This window comes from Tenacibaculum sp. MAR_2010_89 (assembly GCF_900105985.1).
Taxonomy (GTDB): Bacteria; Bacteroidota; Bacteroidia; order Flavobacteriales; family Flavobacteriaceae; genus Polaribacter; species Polaribacter halocynthiae.
In genome coordinates this window covers 526456-540517 of the sequence record NZ_FNUB01000004.1, presented here as the reverse complement: position 1 = coordinate 540517, position 14062 = coordinate 526456, and the positions used below count along the sequence as shown (strand labels likewise).

Annotated in this window: 9 protein-coding genes; 1 reads left to right on the top strand and 8 read right to left on the bottom strand. The window is 29.2% G+C overall.

From position 1 onward, the window contains the following. The first annotated feature begins 68 nt into the window (after window positions 1-68). The gene (locus BLV71_RS03310; RefSeq protein WP_093869156.1) at window positions 69-806 is read left to right on the top strand and encodes a tyrosine-protein phosphatase; all 738 of its coding nucleotides are present in this window, start codon (window positions 69-71) and stop codon (window positions 804-806) included. Window positions 807-840: 34 nt separating this feature from the next. On the opposite strand, the gene BLV71_RS03305 is transcribed toward BLV71_RS03310, so the two are convergent. From BLV71_RS03305 to scpA, 8 genes are all read right to left on the bottom strand, one after another. After that, window positions 841-3201: a GumC family protein gene (locus tag BLV71_RS03305; protein ID WP_093869155.1), complete on the bottom strand. Its 2361-nt coding sequence runs from the start codon at window positions 3199-3201 to the stop codon at window positions 841-843. 6 nt (window positions 3202-3207) lie between these two features. Continuing rightward, on the bottom strand, window positions 3208-3975 hold the full coding sequence (locus tag BLV71_RS03300) for a polysaccharide biosynthesis/export family protein (protein WP_093869154.1): 768 nt from the start codon (window positions 3973-3975) through the stop codon (window positions 3208-3210). A 30-nt stretch (window positions 3976-4005) separates the two neighbouring features. Beyond that, window positions 4006-5913 carry a polysaccharide biosynthesis protein gene (locus BLV71_RS03295; RefSeq protein WP_093869153.1) on the bottom strand — a complete coding sequence of 636 codons (1908 nt, stop codon included), beginning with the start codon at window positions 5911-5913 and terminating at the stop codon, window positions 4006-4008. Between the two features lie 91 nt (window positions 5914-6004). Continuing rightward, window positions 6005-6520, bottom strand: coding sequence for a hypothetical protein (locus BLV71_RS03290; RefSeq protein WP_093869230.1), 516 nt, complete (start codon window positions 6518-6520; stop codon window positions 6005-6007). Window positions 6521-6578: 58 nt separating this feature from the next. Continuing rightward, window positions 6579-9728 (bottom strand): cytochrome c biogenesis protein CcsA, encoded by a 3150-nt coding sequence (gene ccsA, locus BLV71_RS03285; RefSeq protein WP_093869152.1) that lies wholly within the window; start codon window positions 9726-9728, stop codon window positions 6579-6581. 109 nt (window positions 9729-9837) lie between these two features. Continuing rightward, entirely contained in the window at window positions 9838-10716 is an 879-nt protein-coding gene (locus BLV71_RS03280; protein WP_093869151.1) for a phosphatidylserine decarboxylase, read from the bottom strand. A gap of 170 nt (window positions 10717-10886) precedes the next feature. Then, entirely contained in the window at window positions 10887-11786 is a 900-nt protein-coding gene (locus tag BLV71_RS03275) for a sterol desaturase family protein (RefSeq protein WP_093869150.1), read from the bottom strand. Between the two features lie 207 nt (window positions 11787-11993). Beyond that, complete coding sequence (gene scpA / locus BLV71_RS03270; protein ID WP_093869149.1) at window positions 11994-14057, bottom strand: methylmalonyl-CoA mutase; 2064 nt, start codon at window positions 14055-14057, stop codon at window positions 11994-11996. Window positions 14058-14062: the final 5 nt, after the last annotated feature.

The following is a 14062-nucleotide window of genomic DNA, read 5'->3' as shown; positions in this document are numbered from 1 at the left end:
TATACTGTTTGGTTTTATTAATTAGATAAAATAATGTAGTAAATTAGCACTTCAAATTTTGTTGTTTTATGTTTTTCCTAAAAAAAAAAGAAATTCCCTTGAATGAAGTTTTTAATGATGATTTTGTTGATATACATTCTCATTTACTTCCAGGAATTGATGATGGTGCTAAAAATTTAGATAATTCTTTAGAGCTAATAAAAACAATGTATTCGTATGGAATAAAAAACTTTGTTACAACACCTCATGTTTTAGGTGATGTTTATCCAAATTCTTCAGCGTTAATTTTAGAAAAAACAGAAATTGTAAAAAAAGAATTATTAGCTAGAGGTTTTAATGATATTAGTTTTAGATCTGCTGCTGAATATATGATGGATGAGCAATTTGTAGAACGATTAAAGAAGAAAGATATTCTAACTCTTAAGGATAATTTTATATTGGTTGAAATGTCATATTTTAATGCCCCTTATAATTTGTTTGATATATTGTTTGAGATTCAATTACAAGGTTACAAACCTGTTTTAGCGCATCCTGAACGTTATAATTTTTATCATAACGATTTTCAAAAGTATTATCAGCTTAAAAAATCTGGATGTGTATTTCAATTAAATTTACTTTCTTTAACGGAGCAATATGGAAAAGGTGTTCAAAAAATAACTCAAAAATTATTAAAAGAAAACTTATACGATTATGTAGGTACAGATACACACCATTATAATCATTTAAAATTGTTAAGAAAAATAGGAGATAAAAAAACAATAAAACAAGTTGAGAACTTAATTAAAAACAACTCGGTTTTTAATTAAAAAAGGAAGTCTTTTTAAGACTTCCTTTTTAGTTTTAACTAAATATTTTTTTATACCAAGGTAAATCATCATCATCTGCGATACCGTAACCGTAACCGTAGCCATATCCATATCCATATCCGTAACCTCTTTTTAAATCTGTATCATTTAATACAATAGCTAAGTTAGGAAGTTTTTTATCTGTATATAATGTTTGTGGAACTACAAGCATTCTTTTATCTAGGTAGTTGGCTCTTGTTACATATAGTACCATATCAGCATTTTTAGAAATAAGTAAAGTGTCAGTTACTAGATTAACTGGAGCTGTATCTATAATAAGATAATCATATTGTTTTCTTAATTCTACAAATAATTTATTGATTCTGTCTGTCATCAATAATTCAGCAGGATTAGGAGGTATAGCTCCTGATGCTATTATATCAAGTTTTGGAATTTCAGGAATAGAAAACTTTAAAGAATCTAATGTTACACTATCATTAGTAATGAAATTAGTAATTCCTTTACGATCAGGGATTTCTAAATACTCTGTAATTTTTGGAGCTCTTAAATCCATACCAACCAAAACAACCCTCTTACCTGAAAGAGAAAGTGAAGCAGCTAAGTTTATCGATGTAAATGATTTTCCTTCACCACTTGTAGTAGATGTTACAAAAATTGTTTTGCCTACATTGTCTTTTGGCTCAGGTAACATAAAGTCAAGATTTGTTCTTATTAATCTAAATGCTTCGGCTGTACTAGATCTTGCACTTGAATTAATAACAATTTTTTCTTTGGTAGTTGAATGTGGTACATCACCTAAAAAAGGTATAGAAGTAAGCTCTTCAATATCTCTTTTGGTATGGACTTTAGTGTCTAATAAATTTCTTAAATAAATAAAGATAAAAGGAACAATTAAACCTAAAAGTAAAGCAGCAAGATAAATAATTTTTCTTTTAGGGCTTACAGGTATATTTGAGCCATAAGCTTTATCTATTATCTTAGCATTAGGTACTGCTGTTGCTGTTAATGATATAGCCGTTTCTTCTTTTTTCTTCAATAAATAAGAATATAAACCTGCTATAATTTCTTGTTGTCTAGCGATGTCTAAAAATTCTCTTTCTTTTGTTGGTATAGATGATATTTTTGAATTATTTCTACCAGATTCTCTTTTCAAGTTATCAAGATTGATACTTAATAGTTTCTCTCTATTGAAAAAACTTCTTTTTAGAGAAGATTTTAAATTTTCGATATTATCTTCTAATTCAATCACAACTGTGTTTTTTTTACCAGCACTTTTTAATAATCTTTTCTTTTGTGTAAGTAATTTGTTGTATTCGTTAACAGATATAGCTAAATTAGGATCTTCCAAGCCTAGGTTAGAAGGTAATAAATCATCTTTAGAAATTTCATCATTCAAAGCTTTAACTAAGCTAAGTTGAGTACTTGCTTCAATTAACTTTTGTCTATTGATTGTACTAGTCTGAAGAATTATTTCAGCTTCGGATTGTATGTCTGTAATATTGTTAGTGTTCTTAAAGTTTTTAATATTATCATCAAGCGCGGCTAACTCTTTTGAAACATTTTTTAGTCTTTCAGTTATAAATGTACTTGTTCTTTCTGATACTAATTGTTTATCATGTATAGCATCTACATTGTATTGTTTTACTAATTCATTTAATATATCTTCAGCTTTTTCTTTTATAGTAGATTGTAAAGAAAGTTTTAATACACTAGATCTTTTATTGATAGGACTAATAGATATTGCTCCTTTGTACGAGTCTATAACTTTATCTATAGACGTTAAAGAAACTTTTATTATGTTATTTATATAATCTTGATTAAAATGTTTTGTTTTTTTAATTACAAGGTTTTCAAAATTTGTTTTTTCTACTTTTAATCCAAAAGTTCCTTTAGTTATTATATTTTCATTATTATCTAATAACTCAAACTTTTCTTTCGATAAAATTTTTATTGAAAATATTGTATCTAATTTCTCAGTATTGTCTAAAGTTATTAAAAGTGGTTTTTTTATGTATAATTCTGATTCTTTAATACGACCTTCATAAGAATAAGTAATATTTAAGTTTATTTTTTTTATGACATCAGAAATAAGTTTTCTTGAATTTAAAATTTGTATTTCATTATCTATGTTTTTACTAGAACCACCAACAATGCCTAGGTCACCAAAAGCAGCAAGCTCATCAGAAATACCACCTTTTTTATCATTCTTAATTAAAATTGTTGTAGAGGCATTATATTTAGGAGTAGAATATCTTAGATAGATAAAAGCTCCAATAAAAGCTAAAAATAAACCTAAAACAAACCATTTCCAATGTATAAGATATTTTTCTAATTCAGCTCTAATATTTATTGTATCGTTATCTTGTATTTTATGAGTATATTGTTCTTTTTCCATAGTATATTATCTAGTTAGGATAGTAATTAAAGAAATAAGTATTGATCCTATTGAAATAAATAAACCAGTATTTTGATTATAAGAAGCAGATTGTGATTTAGCTTTATTAGGTTGGACGTATACGATATCATTCTGTTGTAAATAATAAACAGGTGATGTGAAAAGTTTATTAGACCTTAAATCTAATTTATAAGTGGTTATCTTCTTGCCTTCTTCTCTTTTAACTTCAATATTTCTTATCCCAGAAATATTTAAATCACCAGCTAATCCTATAGCATCTAAAACAGTTATCCTTTCATTAGGTATCTTGTAAGAACCAGGTGTTTTTACATCTCCTAAAACAGTTATTTTAAAGTTAGAAATTATAATATTAATAGTAGGGTTCTTTATGTAATCAGGATCTAATTTATTTTTCAATAGTTTTATAGTTTCAGACCTTGTTAACCCCGCAATTTTTAAACGTCCTAATAAAGGAAAATCAATATATCCTTTATTGTCAATTAAATAAGCTTGTTGTTGAGGGGTACCAATAACACTATTTGTAGTAGTTGAGTAGGTTACAGCTGGAAGATTAAAAGGCTTTACAGCTTCAATGTCTAAGGCTGATACAGTTATTTGGAGTAAATCATCTGGTTTGAATACTGTTTTATAACTATTCGAAACTTTTGCTTGCTCTACTTGATCATTTTGAAAATACACAATGGCTTTTTTAGAGACACACGATGAAAGAATTGTAATAAATAAAGTTAAAACAATTTTTTTTACTTTTTGCATTTGTTGAAAATTTTTTGCGAAAGTACTAATTTAATTTTTGATTGTAGAATCTAATTTCTCGTAAATCGAATTTTTTGAGATGTATTCAGGAACAATATCTTTTATAAATTGTACAGTCTTTTGATTATTATGATCACCATTTGAGATACATAATTCTATGATTTTTTGCCTTATATGTTTGTAGTCAATCTCTTGGTTTTTTGCAATCATGATTTTTTCATGATAAGTAGGAGACGTGTTTTCCCCATTTGCAAGTAATTCTTCATAAAGTTTTTCTCCTGGACGTAAACCAGCTATTTTTATATCTATATCATCAGGGAAACGCAATCCTGATAAATGAATCATTCGTTTTGCAATGTCATATATTTTTACAGATTTACCCATGTCAAAAATATAAATTTCACCACCGTTACCCATAGTTCCTGCTTCAAGGACTAAGCAGCAAGCTTCTGGTATAGTCATGAAATAACGAGTAATATCTTTATGTGTAACAGTTAGAGGTCCACCGTTTTCAATTTGCTTTTTAAATAATGGGATAACTGAACCATTTGAACCGAGAACATTACCAAAACGAGTAGTTGTGAATTTTGTTGTGTGGTTAGTTAAATTACTTAAGCAACTAATATACATTTCAGCAACACGCTTTGTTGCTCCCATTACGTTTGTAGGGTTAACTGCTTTATCTGTTGAAACCATAACGAAACGTTCCACTTTATGTTTTATAGATAAATCAGCTATATTTTTTGTTCCTCCAATATTAATTTTTACAGCTTCATATGGACTCATTTCCATCAAAGGGACATGTTTATAGGCAGCAGCATGGAATACTTTATTGGGTTTGTAAGTTTCAAATATATCAGATATTCGTATTTTATCTTTTACATCTGCAACAATTGCGGTAAAGTTACCTTTGTTTTTTTGTATTAGTTCTTGCTGAAGATCATAAAGAGCTGATTCTGCTTGATCAACTAAAATAAGATGTTTATAATTATTATAGGTGCTAAGTTGTCTTGATATTTCTGATCCAATTGAACCAGCGGCACCAGTTACCAATATTACTTTATTGTTTACATCTCTTTTAACAATAGGATTGTCTATTGAAATAGGTTTTCTGTCTAGAAGATCTTCAATCTTTACTTGTTTAATTTGATTAGCCTCTAAATCCCCATCGATCCATTTTGATAAAGGAGGAACTATCTTTACTTTAACACCTAATTGAAGTAACTTATCAGTTAAATAAAGTAGCTTTTCTGATTTTATATTTTGAATAGATATAATAATCTCATCAATTTCTTGTTTCTTGATGAATTGACTATCAATTTTTTTCTTCTCATAAATTTTTATTCTATTTATTTTTTTTCCAAGCTTTTTTCGATCATCATCAATAAATCCAACAACTTGGTATTTGTTTTTAGTATCCCTATTTAATGCCCCGTAAGTTATTAACCCTGAGTCACCAGCACCATATATTAAAACATTAGTAATATCATCCAATTCTGAAGAGATTATTTCAAAAAAAGCCTTAAAAACATATCTACTAACTATTAAAATTAAAATAGAAATTAAATAATGAATAATAATAATAGATTTTGGAATTGTAAAGTTTGGAATAACTTTAAAGGTATTATTTAATAAAACAATACTTATTGAGATCATTGAAAGCAATGTAACACCGACAAAAACATTGAATGCATCCCTTGTTCCAGTATGTCTAATAATACCTCTGTAGGATCCAACTACTAGGAAACTTATTAGAGCTACTATAGCGATAAAAGGAATTTGAATATATAAACTTTCTAAATTAAAATTTAAACTTGCGTTAAAACGAACACTATACGCTAATATGAATGAGATACATATTAATATAATGTCAATAGTTAAAACAATCCACTTAGAAGCGTATTTATCTATAATTTTAAGAAATAAATTTTTAATCATTTATATATTGTAGAGATATCTACGAAATTACAAATTAATATTTAATACTTTTTGAGGGGAATTTAGACTTAATAAAGGGAATGATCAATCACTAGATTTTTTTCATCTGCTGTTTCATCATTTGCATTTGTTCTTTTAACATTCCATGTTTGTCTAATTTTTTCGCTTCAGCCATCAAATTCGTAGCTTCACGTTTGCGTCTTTTAGTCATTGCTATTCCTGCTAATTGCAATTTAGCCATAGCTAAGTCATGATCCATAGCTAAACCTAATTTAACGGCTTTTTTTAAGAATTTCTCAGCTTGTGTAATATTAGTTTGAGAAAGCATAATACCGTGAAGATAGTTATAATATCCTTCCTGCTTTTGAATTAATGCAGATGAAGGGTTTTTAATATAAGTTAACCACTTTTTAGCGCCTTCAAAATTTTGTTTACGTAATTGTAAAAAAGCTAATAAAATAAATTCGTTTTTAAAATAGAATAAAATAAAAATACCCGCTAATAGTAGTATAGAAATTCCATTCATAATATGTCCTTGAGTAAACTCATATACAGACCATATTGTTATTAAAGCAGCTAAAACTAATTTGATATTTTTATTAAACATAATTGAATATAATTCTTTTTTAATGATGAGCAAAAGTACATTTTTTATGAAAATGTTTTTACTTCTTGTAAAATTTTTGATTTTTAAACCATGCAATAACTCCTAATAAAGAAACAAAAGCTATAGATAAATATACTGATGTTGGTGTAATTACCTTATCTCCACTAGCATATGAGTGTAGTCCAGAAAGATAGAAATTCACACCCATATAGGTCATCATAACTGAGTAAAATGCAATAACAGACCATAAATTAAAGGTAAATCTTCCACGTAAACCAGGTATTAAACGCATATGTAATACAAAAGCATATACCATAATAGATATTAAAGCCCAAGTTTCTTTTGGGTCCCAGCCCCAATAACGTCCCCAACTTTCATTTGCCCACATACCGCCTAGGAAATTTCCAACAGTAAATAATATAAGACCAACAGTTATAGCCATTTCATTAATAATGGTTAACTCTTTTATGTGTAAATCCATTTTCTTTTTATTCTTTTTGTTAGTAAATACCATTAAGAATAAAGTAACAATACCTAAAATCATTCCTAGTCCAAATGGACCATAAGCTGAAACAATTATAGAAGTATGAACCAATAACCACCAAGAATTTAATACTGGTTGTAAATTAGCAATTTCTGGATCTATCCAGTTTTGACCAGCAAACATTAAAATAACAGAAACTAAAAATGTACTAGCTCCAATAGTTAATGCAGATTTCTTACCCAACAATAAGCCAAATAACATGGTAGCAAAAGCAACAAATATTAAGCTTTCATATGCGTTACTCCAAGGTGCATTCCCGCTTATGTACCAACGCATACCTAAACCAACAACATGAAAAATAAATAGTAAAATTGCTAAACCAATGAATCCTTTTATTGTATAATTTAAAACTTTTGATTTATTATAGAAGATTTGTAAAATCACAAATAAAACTAGTAAAAGACCAACAAGAGCATAGTATCTTGATAGCTTTTGAAAAATATTAATATTATTATAAATAATCTCTAAATCTACTTTGTCTTCTGAAGGAATAACTTCTGCTCCATATTTTTTTTGAAACTTTTTAATTCCGTCTAAAATTTTATTGGTTTCTGTGTAGTTTCCAGATTTTTTTGAAGCTTGTAGGAGTTTTAAATAAACAGGCAAAGATTGACGTACAAAAACTGAATCTGTTCCTTTAAAACCGGCATGTAATGTTTCTGGTTGAGAAACCCATTTATTGTTTTCATCACCAGGAATTGGATAGATTTTTAAAATTCCACCACCAATTGCACTATACAGTAATCCAACCCTTCTATCAATTTTGATTAAATCTGTTTGGAATTTATTTTTAATTTTTGTTTTTTGAGATTCTTCTACAGCTGCTTTAATTTTATATTCTCCAGTTGCTGTAACAAAATCTGATAATCTTGCATATTTAGCATCTTCTGGTAAACCTAAAACTTCACGAATATCTTTATTAGCAGATTTAGCTAAATAAATTACAGGTACTTCAAACCAAAACCTTGGGCTTTCAGCAATAGATAATAAAACTTGACTTGGTGTCATGCCTTTAAAGCTTTCAGTTTGTGCTACTTTTCTAATCAATTCAGAAGCAAAAGTATGTGCAGGTTTCATTCTTCCTCCAGCATCCTGTATAACTAATTTACTGAAAGATTTAGCATGTTTTTTATCAACTTTGTTTGCAGATAAAATACTATCTATTTGTTGATTAGAAAGTTTTTTATGTTGACTGTGTTGCTGAGCGTTTATTGTATTTGTTAAAAGGAAAACAAATACAATAAACATTGTAAGTTTTTTCTTTTGAACCTTTTTTAAAGAGTTCTTTAAATAATCAAAACGAGTATTCTTTGAAAATAAGGAAGCAATTAAACCAAAAAACAATAAAAAGTATCCGATATAAGAAACCCAAGTTCCCCAAAAATCATGATTTACAGATAAATGAGTTTGTTCTTTATCTTCTTCTATTTTATAACTTGATTGAAAAAGTTTATACCCTTTATAATCTAAAATATGATTCATAAAAATTCTAAAATCAAAAGTTTCTTTTGGCGTAATAACAGTTATCTCACTACCATAGGCAGCTGCACTTTCTGATCCTGGATATTTTTCTAGTTGAAAGTCGTTTAATTTAACTTTAAAAGGGGTTTGTAATTGTTTTGCACCATACCATGCTCTAAAATTTAAACCACCGATACTAAAGTTTTCTTGATTGTCGACATTGTATTGACCACCATAAAAATTCACTCTTTTTGTTTCTCCATTAACCGATACATCAAAAATAACTGTGTCATATTTTTTCGGATCTTTTTTCCCACTAACAGTTTTCATTTCTCCTTTTTCTGGAGATTTTGGAACTACGAACTGCATTCCATTAATTGTATGCAATGTTAGTAGTTGAAAATTTTGAGTACTATCTTTTACTATTTTACCACGTTTCTGATCAGCCATTCTTAACCAGTCACCATCGTTTTTTGATGTTAGTTTTAAATTGTTATCTTCATAAAAAAAGTTAATAGAAGCGTTGTTGTTTGGAGCTTCAAAACCTACTAAAATATTATGTATGTTTTGTATAGTACCTCTCTTTATATAATGCTCATGTCTGCTACCACTTGAGCTTTCTACAAAAAATAAGTGTTCGGTTCCATTTTTATCTAAAACTAATTTACTTTCAGACCAAGGTATGTAATTAACCAAATTAAGTTCTATTTTATGTTCTTTTCCAGCTTTTTTAGGTTGAAAAGTTTCTGTAAAACTTGCTGAGTTTTTACCCCAAGCAGAAAGTAATAATTTATTTGCTGTTGTTTTTTGAAACTCATTATTATCAACAACTACATTTAAATAATTTGTTTCAGAGTAGAATGTATCGGTAGACTCACCTTCATCAATAATCATAATTCCCTCATAACTAATATAACGAGTAATACCAGCACCGATTATAATAAATAAAAAGGCAACATGAAATAATAAAACAGACCATTTTTCCTTTTTATATAGACGATATCTAAAGATGTTTCCAAAAAAGTTAATAGCAAAAAAGATCATGATAACTTCGAACCACCAAGTGTTATATATAAGTGCTTTCGATGTTTGCGTTCCAAAATCATTTTCAACAAAAGTAGCAACTGCCATTGCTACGGCAAATACGAGAAATAACACAGCTGTTAAACGTGTAGAATAGAGGATATTTAAGATTTTCTTCATCTGTAAATCTGATAAGTGTAAAACTTAGCAAATTTACGTATTAATGATTGAACAACATTATGATTTGAATCATTTTTAAGAGAGAAGTTTTGTTAAAGTTTTTGATGAGTTATTTGCCTATTTTTTCTCCCATTTTAACAAATGTTTCTATATGATTTTTAGTGTTATTTATAATGTCATTATCTATTTTTAGTTTGTTTTTATCAACTAATAAAACGATGGTAGAACCTCCAAAAGCAAAGTATCCCATTTCTTCTCCTTTTTGTATTTGCGTGTTAGGTTTGTAAGTATCTATAATACTTCCAACCATAGTTGCACCAACTGGAGCTACTACTATATTTCCTTTTTCTTTAGTTTTAAGAATACAGTACTCTCGTTTATTTTCACAAAAAACTTTCGTGAAATTTGAAGCTAAAGCATAAGGAGAAACAGAAAAGTAGTCACCTTTTATTTTTGTCATTTTAGAAGGAGTTCCTTCATAAGGGAAATGATACCTGTGATAATCATTTGGAGCTAGTCGTAAAATAATTAAGGAAGAGTTTTTATATTCTTTAGCGAGTGTCTTATCTCCTAGAAATTCTTCTAAAGTAAATTTTCTACCTTTAATAAAAAAGTTATGTACGTCAGAAATATTTTCAAATGCTAACATTTTACCATCTCCAGGAGATATAAAATCACTTTCGATAGGTCTGGCGCTTTTTTTAAGTTTTCTGTAGAAAAAATCATTAAAAGAGGTGTAGTCTTCTATAGATTTTTCTGCTTCGTCCATGTTTATGTTTAACTCTTTTACAAAGCCTTTTATTTTGTTGATAGAGTTTGGTTTACTCATGAGTTTCCCGTACCAAGAAGATAAAAACTTTCGTTTTGCTAAAGGTAGTAGAGCAATTTTACCAAAAGGATTATTGTATAATAGTTTTAAAAAACCTTCGCCAGGTGGAGTTTCAGTATGCGTTTCACCTGTTTTTCTATCAATAAATTGAATTTTCATTTGAAGAAAATTATTAAAACGGTATTTGACTTTGAAAAAGACATTTGCCGAAATTGTTAAAACACAAAGTTAGAAAACAAGAGTAATAAAATACTATATATTTTGTTTTTACTTTTATTAAATATAAAAAGATAGCTTATTTTTAATTGTTAGCTTGATTTAAAAGTAAATCATATTTGATGTTGATATGTGTTTTTTCTAGCGCTAGATGATGGTTTCCAGTCGGGAGGCATAAATAAAAATTTTATTTTGTTTTTTATACTTGGAGTGGATCTTATGTCATGAAATAAATCTTTTAAAAGCCCAAATTGGCTGCTAAAAACGTTTTCTGTATTGATTGATTTACTCTCACTTTCAGTAATACCGTAAATTGGTTTAATGGTATCTAATTCTTCTTGATAGGTGTTGAATAGCCTATCCCATATTGAAAAAACATTTGAAAAGTTAGTGTCAAGGTAAATGGAGTTACTTGAATGATGAACCCTATGTAACATTGGAGTAATAAGTAGTTTATTTAGTAGTGGGGTTTTTCTAAATTTCGTTTCGTTTATATGGGTGAAAACACCGTATAATCGAGATATAACATCTACAGTTAATATCATATATGGATTTAAACCTATGATTGGTAGCCATACTAATATGTGAAAGTATTGAAAAAAATCAAAAAGAGAACCTCTAATAGCAACACTCATATTCATTTCTTTTGGGGTATGATGAACTCCGTGTATACACCAAAGAATTCTGACTTTATGTCCAGCATAATGGACTGCCCACCATAGGAAATCATAGGATAAAAAACATAATAACCATATATACCATTGGTTGCTAAGTGTCCAAAGGCTTATGTTTTCATAAAACCATATCATTATGTTTAGTTCTAAAGAAGCATAAAAGAGTAAGTAGGGTATTGTTCCAATCACTAGAGATAAAAAGCTAACAAGACTTTCTTTTTTTAGTTTTATTCTTTTTCCAATAAAAAGAAATGTTAGTTCAATTATTATTACAATAAATAATAAAGGTGTTGTGATTGAAGATATTTTTTCTAGCAAGGTTACGAAATTCGAATACATTACAAAATCAATTTTATTTTTAATGTAATTTTAGTGAAAGTAACCTAGAGAAAAAGACGTTTAGAGATAAAAAAAAGACGTTTTAAAATTGAAGAGATACTCATTTAAAAATAAGTAATAATATTTTAATAAGTAGCATGCTGATATAAAACCTAACAGCCCTATTTATTATGTAGTGCTAAATAAATAGGGCTATTGGTGTATTTTTTATTCTTCTATACTGTCAATAAGTATGGTAAGCATATCTATAGCGGCTTGAGCAATTTTGGTTCCAGGACCAAAAACACCTACGGCTCCAGCTTCAAATAAAAACTCATAATCTTGTGCGGGAATTACACCGCCTACAATAACCATAATATCTTCACGACCGTATTTTTTTAATTCTGCAATTACTTGTGGAACTAGTGTTTTGTGACCAGCGGCTAATGAAGAAATTCCTAAAATATGTACATCATTTTCAATAGCTTGTTTAGTGGCTTCTATTGGTGTTTGAAATAGTGGGCCTATATCTACATCAAAACCTAAGTCAGCGTATCCTGTAGCAACAACTTTTGCGCCACGATCATGACCATCTTGACCTAATTTTGCTATCATAATTCTTGGTCTACGACCTTCTAATTCAGAAAAATTATCGGCTAATTCAATAGCTTTTTTAAATAATTTGTCATCCTTTATTTCTTTACTATACACGCCAGATATGGTTTTATGTACTGCTTTATGACGTCCGAAAACGCTTTCCATAGCATCAGATATTTCACCCAAAGTAGCTCTATTTCTTGCTGCTTTAACGGCTAGGTCTAATAGATTCCCAAGTCCATCTTTAGAGCATTGAGTTATGTTTTCTAGTGATTTTTTTACAGCTTCTTCGTTTCTGTTAGCTTTTAAGCTATTTAAGCGTTCTATTTGTGATTGTCTAACTGCTTCGTTGTCGACCTCTAATATGTGTAAAGGGTCTTCCTCTTCTAGTTGGTATTTGTTTACTCCTACGATTACATCTTGATTGCTGTCAATTTTTGCTTGTTTTTTAGCAGCAGCTTCTTCAATACGCATTTTAGGGATTCCTTTCTCAATTGCTTTGGTCATGCCTCCAAGTTCTTCAACTTCTTGCATGAGTTTCCATGCTTTATCAGCAATGTCTTCGGTAAGTTTTTCTACATGATAGCTTCCTGCCCAAGGATCAACGGTTTTTGTAATATTGGTTTCTTGTTGTAGGTATATTTGAGTGTTTCTGGCAATCCTAGCAGAAAAATCAGTTGGTAAAGCAATAGCTTCATCTAGTGCATTAGTGTGTAAGCTTTGTGTACCTCCAAAAGCTGCGGCCATTGCTTCAATAGTTGTTCTGGCAACATTGTTAAATGGGTCTTGTTCTGTTAAGCTCCAACCACTTGTTTGGCAGTGAGTTCTTAAAGCTAATGATTTTGGATTTTTAGGGTTGAATTGTTTTACAATTTTAGCCCATAGCATTCTACCAGCTCTCATTTTGGCTATTTCCATGAAATGATTCATTCCAATTGCCCAGAAAAAAGAAAGGCGTGGGGCAAAAGTGTCAATGTCCATACCTGCCTCTAATCCTTTTTTTATGTATTCTAATCCGTCAGCTAATGTATAAGCTAATTCAATATCAGGAGTAGCACCAGCTTCTTGCATGTGGTATCCTGAGATTGAAATTGAATTAAATTTAGGCATGTTGTCACTGGTATATTTAAATATATCAGCAATTATTTTCATAGAAGGAGTAGGTGGGTAGATATAAGTATTTCGCACCATGAACTCTTTTAATATGTCATTTTGAATAGTTCCAGATAATAATTCAGGAGCAACACCTTGTTCTTCAGCAGCAACAATATAGAATGCGAGTATAGGTAAAACAGCTCCGTTCATGGTCATTGAAACAGACATTTTATCCAAAGGTATTTGGTTAAATAACACCTTCATGTCTTCAACTGAGTCAATTGCCACTCCAGCTTTTCCTACATCACCTTGTACACGTTCATGATCAGAATCATATCCACGATGTGTTGCTAGGTCAAAAGCAACAGATAATCCTTTTTGGCCTGCTGCTAAATTTCTTCTATAAAAAGCATTACTTTCTTCTGCTGTTGAGAAACCTGCATATTGACGAATAGTCCAGGGTCTTCGAACATACATGGTTGAATACGGTCCTCTAAGATTGGGTGCTATTCCTGCAACAAAACTTTCATGTTTGTAACTGTTAACTTCTGAAGTTTTATCTTGAGCTATTTTAATATTTGATATATCTTTTCTACTCATTTTCT

What these genes read in the sequence shown, in the direction of transcription:
- BLV71_RS03310 (WP_093869156.1), top strand. Translation starts at nt 69, where the DNA reads ATGTTTTTCCTAAAAAAAAAAGAAATTCCCTTGAATGAAGTTTTTAAT.
- BLV71_RS03305 (WP_093869155.1), bottom strand. Translation starts at nt 3,201, where the DNA reads ATGGAAAAAGAACAATATACTCATAAAATACAAGATAACGATACAATA.
- BLV71_RS03300 (WP_093869154.1), bottom strand. Translation starts at nt 3,975, where the DNA reads ATGCAAAAAGTAAAAAAAATTGTTTTAACTTTATTTATTACAATTCTT.
- BLV71_RS03295 (WP_093869153.1), bottom strand. Translation starts at nt 5,913, where the DNA reads ATGATTAAAAATTTATTTCTTAAAATTATAGATAAATACGCTTCTAAG.
- BLV71_RS03290 (WP_093869230.1), bottom strand. Translation starts at nt 6,520, where the DNA reads ATGTTTAATAAAAATATCAAATTAGTTTTAGCTGCTTTAATAACAATA.
- ccsA (WP_093869152.1), bottom strand. Translation starts at nt 9,728, where the DNA reads ATGAAGAAAATCTTAAATATCCTCTATTCTACACGTTTAACAGCTGTG.
- BLV71_RS03280 (WP_093869151.1), bottom strand. Translation starts at nt 10,716, where the DNA reads ATGAAAATTCAATTTATTGATAGAAAAACAGGTGAAACGCATACTGAA.
- BLV71_RS03275 (WP_093869150.1), bottom strand. Translation starts at nt 11,786, where the DNA reads ATGTATTCGAATTTCGTAACCTTGCTAGAAAAAATATCTTCAATCACA.
- scpA (WP_093869149.1), bottom strand. Translation starts at nt 14,057, where the DNA reads ATGAGTAGAAAAGATATATCAAATATTAAAATAGCTCAAGATAAAACT.